Here is an 18176-nt window from a genome sequence, read left to right as displayed (position 1 = left end):
GATAGAATAAGGAGAGGATAATGATAAATTTAAAACTACTTGAGACAAACTACGATGAATTCGTAAAAAAACTAGAGGGCAAAAACGTTAAAGCTAGCTTGCTAGATGAGCTTTTGCAAACTTTTAACGAGCTAAAGCAAAAGCGCAAAGCACTTGAAAATTTCCAAGCGATCCAAAACGCAAAGAGCAAAGAGCTTGGCGTAAAAGCAAGAGCTGGCGAAGATGTGAGTGAGCTTAAAAGTGAGCTAAATTTAAACAAAGCTGCCCTTGCTGACGCCGATGAGATCGTTAAACAATATGAAGAAAAGCTTGAGCAAATTTCATTTAGCGTGCCAAATATCACCGACGATGATGTGCCATTTGGCAAGGACGAGGACGATAATGTCTGCATAAAAACGGTGCTTGAGCCAACTAAATTTGACTTTAAGCCAAAGGAGCACTGGGAGCTAGGCGAGAGCCTTGGCTGGCTTGACTTTGAAAGGGGTGCAAAGCTCTCAGGATCGCGCTTTACCGTGCTTCGTGGCATAGGAGCAAGGCTTAGTAGAGCGCTTATAAACTATATGATCGACTTTAACAGCGCGCGAGGCTTTGAGCTTGTAAATGTCCCTTATCTGGTAAGCTCAAACACACTTTTTGGTACCGGTCAGCTGCCTAAATTTGAAGAGGATCTTTACAAAGTGCGCGACGAGGATCTCTACCTCATCCCAACTAGCGAAGTGCCTGTGACAAATTTATACAATGACACGATCATTGAAGCAGAGCAGCTACCTATAAAGATGACTTGCTACTCAGCATGCTTCCGCCAAGAGGCAGGCTCAGCAGGACGTGACACTAGAGGCATGATCCGCCAGCACCAGTTTGAAAAAGTAGAGCTTGTAAGCATCACAAAGCCTGATCAAAGCGAGGGCGTGCTTGCTGAGATGATATCTTGCGCTAGCGACATGCTAACTAGCCTTGGTTTGCCTCACCGCCACATGCTTCTTTGCAGCGGCGATCTAGGCTTTAGCGCGGCAAAGACGGTAGATCTTGAGGTTTGGCTACCAGGTCAGGGTAAATACCGCGAGATAAGCTCTATCTCTAATACTCGTGATTTTCAAGCAAGAAGAGCGAAAATTCGCTTTAAAGATGGCAAGAAAAATATGCTTGTAAATACCCTAAATGGCTCAAGTCTGGCAGTTGGCAGGACGCTAATAGCGATAATGGAAAACTACCAAAAAGCTGATGGCACTATCGAAATTCCAGAAGTTCTTAAAAGGTATATGTAGTGGCTGATGACGAGGTTGTAGTTCTAAAACCACCTGGCGAGCAAGCAGAGCAAGCGCCTGAAGAGGCAAAGACAGAGGCACCTGAAGAGATCGTCTCGCTTGAGAGCATCGCAAGTGATGGCGTGCTACAAGATGAGAGCATCCCAGAGCCAATACCAGTAAAAAAGAGCAAGAAAAAGCTCTTTATCATCATCGGCGCAGCTGCTTTGGTGCTTGTCATCTTGATAGTTGTTTTGTTAATCGTCTTGCTAAAAAAAGATAAAAAAGAGGAGATAGATACTACAGCTATCGTAAAAAATATAGAAAACAACTACCAAACGCAAAATTTTGGCGCTTCAAAGATCGATGAGATGATAAACAAGGCCAACCAGCTTTATGAGCGTGGCAACAAATTTGAAGCGTTAAAAATTTATGAAAACATAGCTGTTTATAACCAGTCGCTTTCAAACTACAACCTCGGCGTTTCGCAGATGAAACAAGAAAAATGCGATGAGGCGATCATATCGTTTAACAAAGCGATAACCGACCGCGAAAACACCGCAGTGAGCGCTATAAACGCCGCTGTTTGCTCGCTCGAGCTAAATAACACCAAAAATTTCAACTACTACATAGGGCTTGCGGACTCCTTTTTGCAGTATGAAAACAGCTCGCCACTTTACAGCTACTACTATGCGCTGGTTAATTATTACAAGGGTAATTACTACGAGGCGCTACAAGCACTCTCGCATCCTAGCACAGAGGACTATAAGGGCGAGTATGCTTACTTGAGCGCTAAAATTTTATCGCTTCTTGGAGATGATGAGAGAGCCATAGCTAAGCTTGAGGGGCAAAAGGCATTTAAGGCTGACTTTACGCTAGCGCAGCTCTACGCAAGGCTTGGCAAATACGACAAGGCAAGGGACTATCTAACAAAGGCTTCTAAAAATACGCCAAATATTGATCTTATCAAGATGACTGAGGCGCTAATCGATCTAAAAACTGCTGATTATGGTGACGCGGCGGCATTTATCAAAGACGTTTATGACTACAACGCCTCGATGCCAAGTAAAATTTACAAGATAAAGACCATCCTAAAGCCAGATCTTTTTGACGTTAGCCTAGCTCAGGCGCACTTTAGCGACGATATGTTTTTTGATAGAACAAGACGCTATGAGACGCTATTTTATTTTGCGCCGTATAAGGTTTTTGACGCGAAACAGAGCATAGAGCAGATAAGAAAAGGCGGGGTTAGCGTCTTTTTAGATGACACCTCAGCGGCAAATGACTACCTTAGCCAAAGTGCCGCCGCCTCAAAGGTCAATGCCAAACTTAGCGAAGCCATCGCAAAGGCACTTAACTACCGCTTAAAAGAGGCAAACAAGGACTTTGAAGAGCTAGCCAAAGCCTATCCAAACCACTCGATCTTGCAGTATAACCTAGCTCTTAGCTACGCTCAGCTTGGAAATTTTAGCCTTGCTGCAAAGCATTTTATAGCAAGCTACCATCAGGATGTAAATAACCACCTCTCTGGCATTTTTGGCGCGATCTGCATGGATATAAATAGAAATTTAAATCCAAAACTAGTTGAAGAGATCGGAGAAAATTTAGAAAACGACAAGAGCCTAAAACCTGTAAATTTATACGCCTCGCTTTTAAGCCTAATTAGCGGCAACCAAAGTGCGATGATAAGGTGGCTTGAAGAGCCAAAAGAGCCTACGACGTTAAATTTAGCCTTTGATATCATCACCGCTAAAATTTCAAACAACGACGAGGTAATGTCAAAAAGGGCTGATGAGCTGGTTAAAATTTTGCCAAACGATATCATCGCAAATATCTTAAATTTCATCTCTAAAAACAAAGATCAAAACGTCAAAGAGTATGCAAAAGCGATACAAATTTACTTCATCGATAAAAATCTCGACTCAAATGCCTTCTACCACGGCGCTGATATCATCAAAAAGCAATACATCAAACTACTTCAGATCTCAGGCCTGCTAACAAGGGAGCGTGACAAGCTAAGAGCCCAGCTAAAAGAGGCTCCAAAAAATATAAATTTGATCCAAACTCTAGCCTACGTGGATATCTTTACAAACGACTTTGATGAGAGCTATAAGCTTTATAATGAGGTCATAGACGAGTTTAAGATAAATGATGCTGGGACGCTCTTTTTAGCAAGTGTAGCAGCCACTGGAGCGAATAAAATAACAAATGCTATCGCACTTTTGGAGCTTACAAAGCTAAATGATCCAAGAGCTGTTGAAAACAGAGCTGCCCTTGGCTTTATGTATCAGCAAATCGATAACATAAAAGCAGCTCTTATACAATATAGCAAGATAGGAAACGTCGGATATAACAACGAATTTTATGATTTTATGATAGATAACTAGAAAATTTAAAGCTAGGTCTTTAAAAGCCTAGCTTTAGATAAAATGGCTCTAAAAATTTAAATATTGGTAACTTCAAACCTTATCTGGTCTGAGACTTCACTAAATTTATAAAGCAAATCACCACACTTATACTCTATGCATTTTTCATTAATCTCATCTTTTTTATCTTTTTTAGACAAAATTTTCTTCATAACGCCAGGAAGCTCTCTTTGCAAAAGCAGTTTATAAGACATCCCCATGCCGTGAGTTAGAGATTTTATAAATTTACCATCAACCTCGCTCTCATCTTTTGTCATATGCAAAGTTGCGTCAAATTTTAGCTTCTTAAGAGTCTCATAAAGCTTGGTTTTATCCTTTGCGGGGGCTACTTCTTTATCATAAATGCAGTGATAGCTCACGTAAATTGGCTTTTTATAGCTGCTTTGAACAGTTAAATGATCTAAATTTAGGATATTTCTTATCTCTTCTCTTGCATCACTAAAATAATATGGTGATTTATCATTAAGAGTCCAATAAGTTTTATCGCAGAAGTAAAGATTTAAATTTTCATATAAATTTCCAGTGCCACAGCCAAAAAACCTAGTAAAATCAATCTCCTTTCCAAAACCAATAAGTTTCCATAAAAATATAGCGTAAGAGCTATTATCTATCACCGCATCAACTAGCCAAGGAGCTATCTTAGCGCACATATGTGCCAAGTATCCACCATGTGAGCTGCCTACCATTATCACTGGTAGATGCTCAAATTTGGCACTATTTATATATTTTTTTGTATAAAGCACGGCATTTAGCACGTCCATTGCTTGCATAACGCCAAAATTTTGGTATTCGTTTTTTGTCGGCAGCATAGTCATACTGATATCTAAAATAAAATCATCTGGCAAGACCCCGCTCTCTTTTCTAATAGTGATCTCCTCGTTAAGACTTTTAAGTAAAACGCAGGTTTTATCATAGTTATCAACTATTTTTAAATCAATAGGTAAAGTTATACCGATCTTTGCCAATTCTCTTATTAGTATCGCGCGGTCTATATCATCAAGCCCAAATTTTGCCCCAAGCTGTGGGCGGTTGCCTATACAGTGATAATCCACACTAATGCATGCCACATCATAAGACTCTACCATGCTTCGCATTAGATGGGTTCTATAGCCAGAGTCAGAGTCCTCTCCAAAACCAGAGATGATAACTAAAAGAGCTTTTGTCTCTTTAACATCGTCATAACAGGCATAAAAAGATAAAGCAGAGCTTCTTTTGATGCCAAGCTCCACATCATCACAAGATAAAATTTCGTAGCTTCCATCAACTAGCATCTTAACTCCTTTTAAATTTCGCTAAATTTCTCTACCTTTGTGAGACGTTATAGAAAAAGCTAACGATCTGTTTTGCTAGGCGCTCTTTGAAAAATGGCCAAATGTAGCTTGGCGAATAGACATTGCCAGCTTGCATGAGCGAGATATTTGTCGCTTTCTCACCGCCATCTTTTGGGCGCACTAGCACGCTTACTTGCATGTAGTAAGCATAGCTGTTTGTGCTAAAGTCGTCATCATAATCATCATAACCAAATGGGAAAAACATCGAGTAGCCAAAGCCAAAACTTGGTCTGCCAAATCCATATCCCATGCCCATTGAAAATCTAGGATCTCTTTTGGTTGTCCTAGAAAAACTTTGCACGTCGCCAAGGATGATGAAGTCGGCATTTTTGATATTTGGCTCATTTCTAAAGCCAGCCTTTGCAAATTCGCTTAAAATTTCAGCATTTACATCTTGTCCAGTTGCGCTATTTTTAAAATTTACATATACGCTTTTGTTTGCTTCACCAAGCGTAAAAAATATCGGATCGCTCGTTTTTACCGAGATATTTGGCGTGTTGCTAGCACATCCTACAAAAAACACCGCTAGAACAAATAAAAAGAAATTTCTCATCTTCACTCCTATAAGAGCGATCTTATAGCACCTTCAAGCACACTTTTTGGTGTAAGACCGATAAATTTTGATCGCATCTTACCATCTTTATCAAAAAAATAGATAACTGGCACGCCCATAACGCCACCAACTGCCTTGCTGAAGTAATCCACTGAGACCTTGTCGCTTGTAGTTTTAAAGGTGATGTTGTGTTCTTTTAAGATTTCGATATCCTTATCAAAGCCTTTGCTAGGTCCTAAAATGCCGATAAATTGAACCTCTTTGCCATACTCTTTTTCAAGCGCGTTTAGATCAGGGATCGCAGCCTTGCACACGCCACAGTCCGTGCCAAAGAAAAATAGCATATATGGCTTGTCGCCGATCTTTAGGCGCTTTTCGGTAGGGAAAAACTGCGTATCGATGCCACTTGAGTCATTTAGAGTGATGTGGTGCTTCTCATACTGCTTGACGCAGCCCAAAACTAGGGCTGAGACTAGACATAAAAGTAAAATTTTATATCGCATTTGGCACCTTTGGATTTTCGATAGTGCGGATCTTCTCTAGCTTGCCGTGTCTTAAATAGACGATCTTATCGCCATACTCGCCTAGATCTGGATTGTGTGTAACTAAAAGTATCGTTTTGCCCTCTTTTCTTAGCTTGCAAAATAGATCAAGTATGATCCTCTCATTTGCCTCGTCAAGGTTACCAGTTGGCTCATCTGCTATTAAAATTTCAGGGTCGTTTATGAGCGAGCGCGCGATACAAAGGCGTTGTTGCTCGCCACCACTTAGCTGACTTGGTCTATGCGTTAGCCTGTGAGAGAGGCCAACTGCCTCAAGGGCTTTTTTAGCATCCTCTTCATCAACTGAGCTGTGATAATACTGCGCTATCATCACGTTTTCAAGAGCGCTAAGATATGGTACTAGGTGAAACTGCTGAAAGACAAGTCCGATCTTTTCACGTCTAAATTTAAGCGTATCATCGGCATTTAGGTTGCTCGCATCATCGCCACCAAGCATATATACGCCACTACTTGGAGTATCCATTAGAGAAAGGATATTTACAAGAGTACTCTTACCACTACCGCTTGGTCCCATGACGCTGACCCACTCGCCCTTTTTAACCTCAAAACTTATATCATCAAGTGCTTTTACATCGCCAAAAATTTTACAAATATTTTTAAGTTCTAGTGCATTTTGCATATCATTCTCCTCTTAGTGTATCTGCCATTTTGTTATTAAGTGCCCGCTTAATCGGGTAAAACGCTGCGATCGCTGCAAAAAGAAGTGATATGACCACAGCTACTGGGATGCTTAAAATTCTAAAATCAATACTAGAATCAAATATCGCATAACCTAAAATTTGAGCTAGTAGATAACCTAAAAACGCTCCAACTAACGCTGAGATGAGCGCTGTCACAAATGTTTCAAAGCCAAATAGCCTTAGCACGTCTTTTTTGCTTGCGCCTATGGCTCTAAGAAGTGCGATCTCACGTGATCGAGAGAGCAAGATAGCACTAAGCGTTGTATTTACGCACATTGAAGTGATAAGCAAGATGACAAGGCTGACAAGCGCCATTAGAAGTTTGATCTTTTCCAAGATATAGCCCTCAGACTTTGAGACCTTCGCCACTGGTTTTGCGACTATTTCATCGTTGCTTATAGTTTTTGCAAGTGATGTTATCTCGTCAAAATTTCCAAGCACAACAGCTTCAGCATAGTTTATCTTGCCAACTTTGTTTGAAATTTTTTGAGCTAAAGATAGCGACGTGATCAAAAGAGCGTCCTCTTTGTCGCCACTTGCCACTACGCCTTTTATCTTTACATTTATGCTCTCATTTGAACCAATGGCACGAATTTCTATATCATCGCCTGCTTTAAAGCCAGCTTGACGAGCAAGATCAACGCCTATTAGCACGTTTTTATCGTCAAAATCGACATTTATCATCCCTCCATCTCTAACATCTAAAAACGGCTTAACTTTTTTTAGATTGCTAAATTTTGTCCCCATGACGATGGCATTAGTTGGACCAATATTTGCCTGAGCAAAGAGATATCCGCTCTCGCCAAGAAGCTTATCTTTTGGCACTTTAGCGATCATTTCATTATAGGTTTTTTCGCTCATATCATCGCTTGTCGCCATATCTTTTGGAGCAAAGATCATATTTGCACCATAAGTTTTTAGCTCGCGTGAGACCTTTGAGTCGATGTCCAGATAGACATTGACAAATGCCGCACACACGCACGCTCCAAGTAAGATAGAGATCACGATGACCATAACCCTTGATGAGCCATTTTTTAGGCTTTTATAGATTAGATTGTAAAAGAATTTGCTATTTGCGGTCATATAGCACCTCCGCAGGTAGTAAATTTATGACGTTTCTCATTGGCATTAGCGAGCCAACGACTGAGATAAGCAAGGCAAATGCCACGCTAATTGGCAGCACGATCCATGCTATGCCTATGCCGTGAGAGAAGATGATGTAAGACATCACGTAGCTTAGCGCGTATCCTAAAAATGCTCCCGTGATGCCCGCAAAAAAGGCAACCACAAGGCTCTCGCTAGCAAAAAGTGCGTAAATTTCAAAGTTACTTGCGCCTATGGCTTTTAAAAGGCCGATCTCTTTTTTACGGCGGTAAATTTCGCTTGTCATTAGCGATGTTATGCCAATGGCTGAAACCACAAGGGCGATGATACTAACGATACCCATTAGGCTTTGAATTTTCTTTACGATATTACTCTCAGCATCGCTTACTTGAAGACTGGCTTTTGCGCTAACGTTTGGTAAATTTTCTTCTATCTGAAATGCTATCGAGCCAGCGTAGGCCGAGCAGTACCATTTGTCGTACTCTGCGCTATCAAGGTTGTCTAAATTTCTTCTTGCTTTTAGCGATAGGTCGTTTTCTGGGATCGTCATGGCTGAGACCTCAGCTTTTGTGTATGAGCCAGGATGCCCTGAGAGATCGCCAGCAAGTTTGAGCGAGCCTATTAGCTTATGTGCCTCATCGCTTGCCCCTTTTAAGATGCCAACCACGCTAACCTCTTTTGTGCCGTTTTTGCCTACAAGGCTAAGCTTGTCGCCAACTTTTAAATTTTTAGACTTTGCAAGCTCATCTCCTACTAAAATTTCATCCATGCTCTCATCTTTTGGCCAAGCGCCCTCAACACCCCAAAATCCATACAAGCTCTTAACGCCTGTGCTAAATTCTGGCTCATCTTTTAGTCCGATATTTTTATCAAAATATGTCCCCTCAAAGCTAAACTCATCGCCCTTAGCGTCTTTTACCTTTGTCTCTAAAAACGGTGCAAAAGCAACGATGTTATTTCTCCAAAAGATCTCTTTTATCTTGTAGATATCAGCTTCTGGGAGTAAATTTTGTGATTTTAGTGGGGTGAAATTTTTACCCTCGATCTCGATGCTTAGGCTCTCACCGCGTGGCAAAACGACGATATTTGAGCCATATCCTCTAAGCTCGCTTGCCACTTGATCGCCGATTTTTAGCGTGATATTTAGCATGCAAGCTATCAAAAGAGCAGCTAGCAAGATGGTGATAAACGCCATCGTCTTTTGCACCTTTGAGCCAGTGATCGAGCTTTTTATCATTCTTAGTTGCATATTTTTCATTTTAACGTTCCATTTGTTTCTACATATTTTTCTGGATTTGCTTCAAATTTCGCCTGAGTTTCGTTGCTCTCAAAGAAATATGTGCGTCCGTAGTATAAATATGATCTTGAATCAAGATTGCTCACCTTTTTGCGACTAACTGGGTCAAGCACCATCTTTTCGACGACCTTACTAAAGTAGTTTGCCCCTGCGACGATCGTTTTATAATCAACTATGATATTTTTACCATCGAAGGTAAATGCCATAGGGATCGGGTTACAACCGCCCTCTTTGCCAACTGACGGCAAGAAAATTCTAACATTACAAGAGATACAAATAAGGTCATTACCTCTTTTTATGTAGCCCATATCGCCGCATATCATGCACGAGTCAAAGACGATGACAGGAGATGGGCGGTCGCTAAAGCGGTTTAGCAAGAAAAATCTTATCTGCTTGCCCTCATCTGTGATGTAGGCAAATCTGTGAAGTTCGTTATCTTTTAACATATCAACATCAAATATAAATTTATCTCCCACTGGCTCAACCAAGACTGGCTCTGAAATTTGAGGTGGGCGAGATGCGTAAAGGTCATAATAAAGCGAGAAGCCAAGCGCTATTAAAACGCTGCAAAATGCAAATTTTGCATTGTCAAAGACATTTTCTCTAATGGCTTTTGTAAAGCGGTATTTGATAGAGCCAAATGCGTTTTTATCGATACTTTTTGGCATAAAGCAAAGCGCGATGATGCATAAAAGTAGGATCACAACTATATAAAAATAGGCACTAAATTCTGTGACGTAGATGCCTTTTGCACTGATAGATAAAATTTGAGAATTTAGCTCGCTACTTATCTTTAAAGCGCCTGCACGTAAAAGCTCGAGTGCAGTTTGCGAGCTTCTATCAACTAGTAAAAATATTAATGTGATAAGAGCTAAAATTTTAGCTATTGATGATGGGATGCTTGCCTTTAAATTTGAAATGAAGAAAAATAAAAACAGCATCAAGATCATCGCAAAGATCATCAAAAAGAAGCTAACGACTGAAAGCGTGTCAAGCAGCTCGCCGCCAAATAGCGGGAACAATGCGCTACTTGAGCTATAGCCAAAGCCAAAGCCGATGCCTAAAATAAAAAATGTTACGATTTTTGCTATCTTAAGCTCGAAAAATATCCATAAAATGCTAATTAGTAGAAAAACCAGCGTCACTGAATCAATAAAAATTTTAAACTGGTCATCAACAAGCGCATGACGAGCAGCTTTAAAGATAAGCACACCAGCAACAACGCCAAGAAATGATGGTAAAAAGATCGTTTTTAAACTTTTGCCATTGTTATTTAAGGCAGCAAAAAGCGTAAATCCAAGGAGGGCTAAAAAGACCTGATAGAAGTAAATTGACATAACTAAACCCTATGAGAATTTTTAAAAAGGGGCGAAAACGCCCCAAAGTGACTATTTAACAGGACCACCTGTCCATTGAAATTTATAAGTTGTTGTGAAAGGCTCAAACCATTTACCAACACCAGTCTCTTTGTCAGCGTGGCGACCAAAGCCTTGTTTTTCTGGATTGTCGATGTGGAATTTAAGCTCATAGTTACCAACACCTGTATCCATTTTTACGTTAGCACCGTAGTGTGGGCCATCGCTTGCAACCATTGGCATAAATGTACCTTTTTTAGTTTTACCATTATCAAGGTTTTTTAGCTCATAGTTGATTTTTAGGTATGGGATCCACTCGCCTTCGCCAAAGCCGTTTTTGTTGCCTTTTATAGCGTGGATGTCAGCCTCTAAGTGAAGGTCAGCCAAGCTTGGAGCTAGATCAACGCCTTTTGGCTCCATGTCGATTGGCTCAAGATAAACTGCAGCTATCTCCATGCCATTAGCCTCTACAGGCTCGCCGATTGGGTGTTCTCCAGCAAGTGCAAAACCAGCTGCTAGGCTAAGTGCTAGAGCTGAACTAAGAATTTTATTCATTTCCTCTCCTTTTAATAAGATTAGTTTTTATTTTGTTTTGATTTCATGATAACGATGCCTATAATTAGGGCAAGCACCATAATGATTTGAGGTATTAAACTCTCGTAATATGGCATAAGTCCTAGCCAGTCTCTCATCCAGTCAGGGAAATTTAGTCCTTTTATGATAGTTGGGATGAAAATTTTGCCCTCAACTAGCTCGCCAACACCCTTGCCAACAAAGACGATCGACATGTAAAAGATGATAGCTGATGTAAATATAAAAAATGGCTTAATAGGAATTTTAATAGCGAAAATTTTAAATAAGAAATAGACTATTAAAAGAACGATAAGACCTACAACAAAGCCAGCTGCGATCATTGAGTAGCCAGCTGAGTCTTTTGCGTCAAAGATAAGCGCTTGATAAAATAGCACTGTCTCAGCGCCCTCTCTAAATACCGCTAAAAATACAGTCCACCAAAGCATCGTGCTTGAGCCACTTGAGATAGACTCAGATAAGTGAGATTTGATGTAGTCGTTCCATTTTTTAGCGCCAGCATTTGAAAGAAGCCAGAAGCCAACATAAAATAGAAGTCCCACTGCAACAAGCATCGTGATGCCTTCCATAAGCTCTCTTTTTTGACCTGCTGCCTCGCCAAAGATGACGTTCATTATCCAAGCCATGACAAAGCTTAAGATGACAGCCACGCCAACTGAGCTATATACGACCTTGCCCATAGATTTTGCATTGCCAGTTTTTACAAGATATGCAACGACAGCTGCAACGATGATAAGAGCTTCAAAACCCTCTCTTAAGATGATAGTTAGAGCCCAGATAAATAGCGTCCAAGGTGAGCTTGAACCGCTAGTTTTCTCAAGTGCAGCTGCTAGCTGAGATGACATCTTGCTTGCACTCTCTTCAAGTGTTTTTTCGTCTGCGCCTGATTTCATAAGGGCTACAAGGTTACCAAATGTAGCTTCGATAGCTGTTTTTAAATTTACATCTATCGCACCTACTTTGTTCTCCATGCCGCTACCTTCAAACTCATCAAAGTAGATATCTTGGATATCGCCCATAGCTTTAGCGCTATTGCCGCCTTTGTAAAGCGCGATGGCTGCTTGAATTTTGTCATTTATGTTTTTAACAGTTTGAGTGTAGTCTGTGCCGCTATCTTCGCTGCTATCGCTAGATGCTGCGCTACTCATATCAACTTTTGCTAGTTTTACTGTTTCAGCTGGGAGTTTTGCAACGGCATCATAAGCTAGTTTTTTGATCTCTTCTAGTTTTGTTTTAAAATCATCTTTTGTTATGCCATTTGCGATGCCACTGATCGCTTCACCCATCTTTCTTTGGATGTCAGCATCTATGCTTTTGCCATTTTCTATATATTGGCGAACGGCGATTTCAAGTTGAGTGTTTCTATAATCATTAAATTTAGCATCTTGGATAGAATTTTTAGCATCATCTTGTTTGTCGCCCTCGTAGCTTGCTATAGCTTTATCAAGAGTTGCTGATAAATTTTCAAATGCCACCTTCCACTCAGGGATAAATTTAGAAGTGTCATAGCCACTTGCAGCAGCTTGTGCTGGAGTGTCTGAGTACTCACCAACAAGCTTATGTCCATTTAAAATAACTGGCAAAACTTCAGCGATTTCGCTATTTATCTGATCTATTCTTTTTTGCACATCATCTGGTGCTTCGCCAGCTTTTATCGCCTTTCTGATCTCGCCAAACTGCTTCTCCATAGAGTAAGCTTTTTTCTGACCTAAATTTATTCTGATGCCAGCTTCGACATCTTCAAACAGACCAAAATAAGCATTTTGAGTATCGCTAACTGCTTGCTCGACGTTGCCAGCTCTGTACTCTGTTATTACTTTTTGTAATGACTCTTTTATCTGAGCTGCGACTTGTGTGTAGTCGTCATTTTTTGCCACAAGCCAGATAGGCAGTAGCATGATAAGCATAAATTTAAAAAATTTATTCATTAATTAAACCACCTGTGAGATTATTTTAAAGCGAGATATTACCAAGACTTTACTTTGATTAAAATAAAAACGATTATCATAAAAGAATGTAAATTGAAAGCATAAATAATATTTTTTACAATCTAATAATCAACTTTACGTAAATTTAGGGCTTTAGAGGATCAGAGTAAAATTTCATATCGAGATAAAAAAGTTATATATTTTTGCTAATTTCAATAGATAAGAAAAATTATTGATGAAATTTTAGATTATAAAAATCATAAAGATAATTTAAATTTTATAAATTTAAAAGGAGAGCAAGCGCCCTCCTTAGTGTTATACGTTTAGTCCAGTATTTCTTAGCATAACGCGTTTGCGATATACATTTGAAACCTCAGCAGCGTCGCCAACTAAAAGCGCGTTTGTAGAACAGATAGCCGCACACATAGGAACTTTGCCCTCAGCCATTCTGTTTTGACCGTAAAGCTCTCTCTCCTCGTGTGAGTTAGTTGGCTCTGGACCGCCTGCGCACATAGTGCATTTATCCATTACGCCTTTTACGCCAAATGCCCCGTCTTTAGGGAACTGCGGTGCACCAAATGGACAAGCATATAAGCAGTATCCACAGCCTATGCACTTGTGTTTATCATGAAGCACGATACCATCAGCTCTAATGTAGAAGCAATCAACCGGACAAACTTGCTCGCAAGGTGCGTCGGTGCAGTGCTGGCACGCGATAGTGGTTGATACCTCTTTACCCTCGATACCATCGTGAAGAGTGATGACCTTTCTTCTATAAATTCCCACTGGAAGCTCGTGAGCAGAAGAGCAAGCGACTTGACATCCAAAGCAGCTGATACATCTATTAGTATCTACAAAAAATTTCATTCTTGCCATTTTTCTCTCCTTACTCTTTACCTAAGGCGTCTCTCTCGCCATACTCGTGATAAAACGATGTTTTAAAGGTATTCTCCTCAGCTCTTTCTATGCGGCAAAGACCTGCGTTAAATTCTGAAATTTGAGTAACAGGGTCAAATCCGTAGTTAGTAACTGTGTTAAAGCTCTCGCCGATAACATAAGGCTTAGTGCCCTCTGGGTAGCGAGCTGAGAGATCGACACCTTGCATAACGCCAGCGAAGTTGTAAGGCATACAAATTCTATCTGGAGTTACCATATAGCTGTGGTAGCATCTTACTTTGATCTTCGTGCCTTGTGGGCTGTGGATCCACATCATATCGCGATCTTTTATGCCGTATTTTAAAGCAAGCTCAGGATGGACGTTAGCAAACATCTCAGGTGTGATGGCTGAGAGGTATTTACTTGTTCTTTCGATCATTCCCGCACCACTTAAATTTACGACGCGTTGCGTGCTAAATACGATAGGAAACTCTTTTGACCAGTCTTTTGCTTGTTGCTCTGACTTAAATTTAGTAGAAACACGGAAATTTCTAGCTTGATCATCAAATGTCGGATACTTTTGGACAAGATCCCAGCGTGGTGAGTGGATAGGCTCTCTATGTTTTGGGATAGGATCAAGAAATTCCCAAACGATAGCCCTAGCCCTTGCGTTACCATACGGCACTACGCCTTTTTCACGGCATTTTTCTAAGATGATACCGCTGTAGTCCATGCTCCAGCTTGGTCCTATCTTAGCTTTCTCTTCTTCAGTTAGAGTGATGCCTAGGACTTTTTCTATATTATCTCTTGTGATTTGTGGGTAGCCACCTTTTATAGCTGAGCCAACTAATGTTGCCTCTTCGCTAGCTAGCTGGCTAACGCCGTTATGCTCTAAGCCAAAACGGTTTCTAAAGCCAGAGCCACCCTCTGCATAAGGCTTACTCATATCGTAAAGTATCGGTGTGCCAGGGTGTTTTTCATCCCATGCTGGCCATGGCTTGCCGTAGTACTCGCCTTTTACTTCGCCGCCTAGACCTATTAGTGTATCTGGGTCAAATTTATCCCAGTTTGCTTGGTGACGTCTAAACATCTCAGCAGTTCTGCCACCATAACCTATAGAATTTCCAACCCTTGCTATCTCGTTTGTCGCATCATCTGGCCATACAAAGTCATCTTTAACTTGTTTTAGCTCTCTATCTACGACAGCCATCTTCATGCCTTTTACGTATTCATCATAAAAGCCAAATTTCTTAGCAAATGCAAACATAACTTCGTGATCACCCTTGCTCTCATAAAGTGGATCAACGACTTTTGTTCTCCACTGACCTGAGCGGTTTGTAGCGTTTAAGTGACCTTCGTTTTCAAAGGCAGTTGCCACTGGCAAGATATAAACGCCATCTTTTCTATCTGAAAGGATAGAAATTTCATTTACAAATGGCTCAGCAACTACGATCATATCTAGTTTTGAAGCTGCTTCTTGGATTTTAGCTAGGTGCGCCATAGATGTTAGACCAGTTCCTTGAACCCAAAGAACCCTTAATGCGCCACTACTAAAGGTATTTTCCTCTTTTAAGACGCCTTGCCACCATTTTGAAAGTGACCAGCCTTTTTCATTTCTCCAGTTTCTATCCTCTGGATTTTTAGGATCGTGGTAATAATACTCTTCAAAAACAGTGTTTTTAACTGGTGTGCCGCCTTGTTTTGGCTCTTTAGTTGAAACTGCAAAGCGTTTTATAAACTCGTCATAATCAACGCCCCAGCCTTGGCAGTAGTACTTCCAAGCCGCGTCAGTTAGTCCATAATACATCGGCAAGCTATCTGAGAGGTTACACATATCGGTTGAACCTTGAACGTTGTCGTGACCACGGATGATGTTACAGCCGCCGCCTGGTTTGCCCATGTTGCCTAGGATTAGTTGAAGGATAGGTAAAATTCTCGTATTTGAGCTACCAACTGAGTGCTGAGTGATGCCAAGTGCCCAGATCACAGTGCCTGGTTTTGTGTGAGCTAGGATATTTGCAGCTTCCATTAGCTTATCAACTGGCACGCCTGTAACGTCAGATGTGACCTCTGGTGTCCAGTGCTCAGCCTCTTTTGCTATCTCGTCGATACCATAAGTTCTATTTTTTATAAATTCTTTATCTTCCCAGCCATTTTTTAAGATGATGTGGATAAGACCATAAACAAGTGCTATATCAGTGCCTGATCTTTGTCTTAGGTATAGATCAGCATGTGCAGCTGATTTTGTAAAGTTTGGATCAGCTACGATCACTTTTGCGTTGTTTCTATCTTTTGCTTGCAAAGTGTGCTTCATGCCGCCAACTGGGTTTGCCACAGCTGGGTTTGCACCTATTATAAATATACATTTCGAATTTGCAGCCATATCTCCAAAGTGGTTTGTCATCGCGCCATAACCCCAAGTATTCGCCACACCGGCGACTGTTGCGCTATGTCAAATTCTTGCTACGTGGTCGTTGCTGTTTGTGCCCCAAAACGCAGCAAATTTTCTAAAGTAATATGCTTGTTCGTTGTTAAATTTCGCAGAACCTAAGAATATAACGCTATCAGGACCATCTTCTTTGCGGATCTGAAGCATCTTATCGCCGATCTCATTTACAGCTTGATCCCATGAAATTCTCTGCCATTTGCCATCAACCTTTTTCATAGGATATTTGATGCGTTGTTTGCTGTGTGTAAGATCGATCTGATCGATACCTTTTGAGCAGTGTGAGCCTTGAGATATCGGGTGAAACATCGCCATATCTTGACGAACCCAAACACCATCTTGTACCTCAGCCTCGATGCCACAGCCTGCTGAGCATATAGAACAAATAGTTCTAACCTTTTTTGAGCCAGGGAAAGGATCTTTTAACTCCTCTGCACTAGCGTGTCTTATCGTATCATTTTGTCCAAAAGCCATTGTGGTGCCAGCACCTAGTGCGGCTAGCTTCAAAAATGAACGTCTTCCTATACGTGCATCACTCATGGTTTTCTCCCTTAGTATGCGATTTTATAGTAGGTTTCCCAATTTTTGCTTTTTTTATAAAGCACCTCTTTTTTGTTTGACTTGCCTACGACAACGCCATTGTCATCAGGAGCCAAGTCATCACTAGTCACTTTTGCTACGGCTGAGACTGCGAGTACTCCGCCGGCAGCACCGACTTTTAGAGATTTTTTGAGAAAATCTCTTCTTGATCCTTGCATTTTTTCTCCTTATGCCTCAAAAATTTTTGAGAAATTTGGTTCATTGATCTTTTAAATTTGCATATTTTAAATTCTATGAATATGCAAATAGCCTAGTTTAGGGCTTTCGTGACCCTAAAGTTAAACTATGTAAATTTAGCATATTTCTAAGTTAAGCAAAGTAAATATAAAAGTTTAATTAAGAATGTTAAGTATTTATTAAAAATATAGTTAAATATACTTTAAATTTATAAAATTTATTTGTAGTAGAAATTCTAGGGAGAGCTCCCTAGAAAATGTTATTTTAGATCGCTTTTATTTACGATAAATGGCACCGATCTAACGCCAGCTGCAAAGTATTTTTTGCGCAGATTGTCGATCTTTGCGACATCTTCTTTACTAACGCTCTTATCATCTACATTGTAGTCTTCAGCGTAGTATTTTCTTAAAATTTTAACCTTATCACTGTCACTCTTAGCAGCTTTTGCATCTTTGTAGATTAGTGAGCTTTTTTGAAGTGATGAGATGTCATGGACTGGAGTTAGGACGATCTCTACGTTGCTATCTTTTAGCGTTGTCTCGATCTTTGCTAGCTCAGCTCTGCAGTATGGGCACTCAGGGTCTGAAAACATTATGATAGTTGGCTTTTTAGGGTCGCTACCAAGAACGATGATGTTTGCCTTGTCTTCATCTTTATAAATTTTAGAAATTCCCTTTGCGATGACCTCTTTTTTCACTTCAGCGAGGTATGATTTTTGCTCTTTTAGATCGATCACGTCTGGGAAGATGAAGTCACCTTTTGTAAAAACGATCTCATCTTGTGAGTTGCCATCTTTGCTTAGTTTTACCACGACAGCTTCGATGTCGCCTGCCACTTTGTGACGATCAGCTACCTTTACTTTTACGCTACTATCAACCATTTGAGAGTAGAAGTCCTCTATTTGCTTATCGCTTGCTGCCATTAGGCTAGTTGCCGCGATGATTGAGGCTAAGATCACTTTTTTCATTTTTATCCTTTTTAAAAATTTGGCGGATTATATTTGCT

15 protein-coding genes and 1 pseudogene are annotated in these 18176 nt (G+C 40.5%); 2 read left to right on the top strand and 14 right to left on the bottom strand.

The annotated features are described in order from the left end of the window. The first annotated feature begins 20 nt into the window (after positions 1 to 20). Positions 21 to 1265, top strand: a complete 1245-nt coding sequence (gene serS, locus CVS81_RS06560; protein ID WP_107965471.1) for a serine--tRNA ligase — start codon at positions 21 to 23, stop codon at positions 1263 to 1265. Beyond that, a complete protein-coding gene (locus CVS81_RS06555; RefSeq protein ID WP_107965470.1) occupies positions 1265 to 3631 on the top strand; it encodes a tetratricopeptide repeat protein in 2367 nt (788 codons plus the stop codon). The genes serS and CVS81_RS06555 overlap by 1 nt, the downstream gene beginning before the upstream one ends. Before the next feature lie 56 nt (positions 3632 to 3687). Here CVS81_RS06555 and CVS81_RS06550 read toward each other — a convergent pair whose 3' ends face one another. From CVS81_RS06550 to CVS81_RS06485, 14 genes and pseudogenes are all read right to left on the bottom strand, one after another. Next, complete coding sequence (locus tag CVS81_RS06550) at positions 3688 to 4941, bottom strand: DUF2920 family protein (protein ID WP_107965469.1); 1254 nt, start codon at positions 4939 to 4941, stop codon at positions 3688 to 3690. A 31-nt stretch (positions 4942 to 4972) separates the two neighbouring features. Beyond that, on the bottom strand, positions 4973 to 5554 hold the full coding sequence (locus CVS81_RS06545; RefSeq protein ID WP_107965468.1) for a hypothetical protein: 582 nt from the start codon (positions 5552 to 5554) through the stop codon (positions 4973 to 4975). Between the two features lie 8 nt (positions 5555 to 5562). After that, on the bottom strand, positions 5563 to 6057 hold the full coding sequence (locus CVS81_RS06540) for a TlpA family protein disulfide reductase (RefSeq protein ID WP_009294896.1): 495 nt from the start codon (positions 6055 to 6057) through the stop codon (positions 5563 to 5565). Next, a complete protein-coding gene (locus CVS81_RS06535; RefSeq protein ID WP_004317741.1) occupies positions 6047 to 6736 on the bottom strand; it encodes an ABC transporter ATP-binding protein in 690 nt (229 codons plus the stop codon). Before CVS81_RS06535 ends, CVS81_RS06540 begins: the two co-directional genes overlap by 11 nt. A 1-nt stretch (position 6737) precedes the next feature. Further along, a complete protein-coding gene (locus tag CVS81_RS06530; RefSeq protein ID WP_107916362.1) occupies positions 6738 to 7880 on the bottom strand; it encodes an ABC transporter permease in 1143 nt (380 codons plus the stop codon). Continuing rightward, positions 7867 to 9159: an ABC transporter permease gene (locus CVS81_RS06525; protein ID WP_107965467.1), complete on the bottom strand. Its 1293-nt coding sequence runs from the start codon at positions 9157 to 9159 to the stop codon at positions 7867 to 7869. Before CVS81_RS06525 ends, CVS81_RS06530 begins: the two co-directional genes overlap by 14 nt. Continuing rightward, positions 9156 to 10535 (bottom strand): Fe-S-containing protein, encoded by a 1380-nt coding sequence (locus CVS81_RS06520; protein WP_107965466.1) that lies wholly within the window; start codon positions 10533 to 10535, stop codon positions 9156 to 9158. Before CVS81_RS06520 ends, CVS81_RS06525 begins: the two co-directional genes overlap by 4 nt. Before the next feature lie 51 nt (positions 10536 to 10586). Beyond that, positions 10587 to 11108 carry an iron transporter gene (locus tag CVS81_RS06515; RefSeq protein WP_004317727.1) on the bottom strand — a complete coding sequence of 174 codons (522 nt, stop codon included), beginning with the start codon at positions 11106 to 11108 and terminating at the stop codon, positions 10587 to 10589. 20 nt (positions 11109 to 11128) lie between these two features. After that, positions 11129 to 13072, bottom strand: coding sequence for an FTR1 family iron permease (locus CVS81_RS06510; RefSeq protein WP_107965465.1), 1944 nt, complete (start codon positions 13070 to 13072; stop codon positions 11129 to 11131). A gap of 315 nt (positions 13073 to 13387) precedes the next feature. Further along, on the bottom strand, positions 13388 to 13948 hold the full coding sequence (gene fdh3B, locus CVS81_RS06505; RefSeq protein WP_021084543.1) for a formate dehydrogenase FDH3 subunit beta: 561 nt from the start codon (positions 13946 to 13948) through the stop codon (positions 13388 to 13390). 10 nt (positions 13949 to 13958) lie between these two features. Next, complete coding sequence (locus CVS81_RS06500; RefSeq protein ID WP_234399538.1) at positions 13959 to 16613, bottom strand: formate dehydrogenase subunit alpha; 2655 nt, start codon at positions 16611 to 16613, stop codon at positions 13959 to 13961. A gap of 60 nt (positions 16614 to 16673) precedes the next feature. Beyond that, positions 16674 to 16868: pseudogene (locus CVS81_RS10210) on the bottom strand (hypothetical protein); the annotation flags it as partial. Between the two features lie 77 nt (positions 16869 to 16945). After that, on the bottom strand, positions 16946 to 17152 hold the full coding sequence (locus CVS81_RS06490; protein ID WP_009294906.1) for a twin-arginine translocation signal domain-containing protein: 207 nt from the start codon (positions 17150 to 17152) through the stop codon (positions 16946 to 16948). A 278-nt stretch (positions 17153 to 17430) separates the two neighbouring features. After that, the gene (locus tag CVS81_RS06485) at positions 17431 to 18138 is read right to left on the bottom strand and encodes a thioredoxin domain-containing protein (RefSeq protein ID WP_004317675.1); all 708 of its coding nucleotides are present in this window, start codon (positions 18136 to 18138) and stop codon (positions 17431 to 17433) included. Positions 18139 to 18176 lie beyond the last annotated feature (38 nt).

Source organism: Campylobacter concisus (assembly GCF_003049065.1).
Lineage (GTDB): Bacteria > Campylobacterota > Campylobacteria > Campylobacterales > Campylobacteraceae > Campylobacter_A > Campylobacter_A concisus_BE.
Note: the sequence above shows the minus strand (reverse complement) of the source record. Positions and strands in the feature narration are given on the sequence as shown.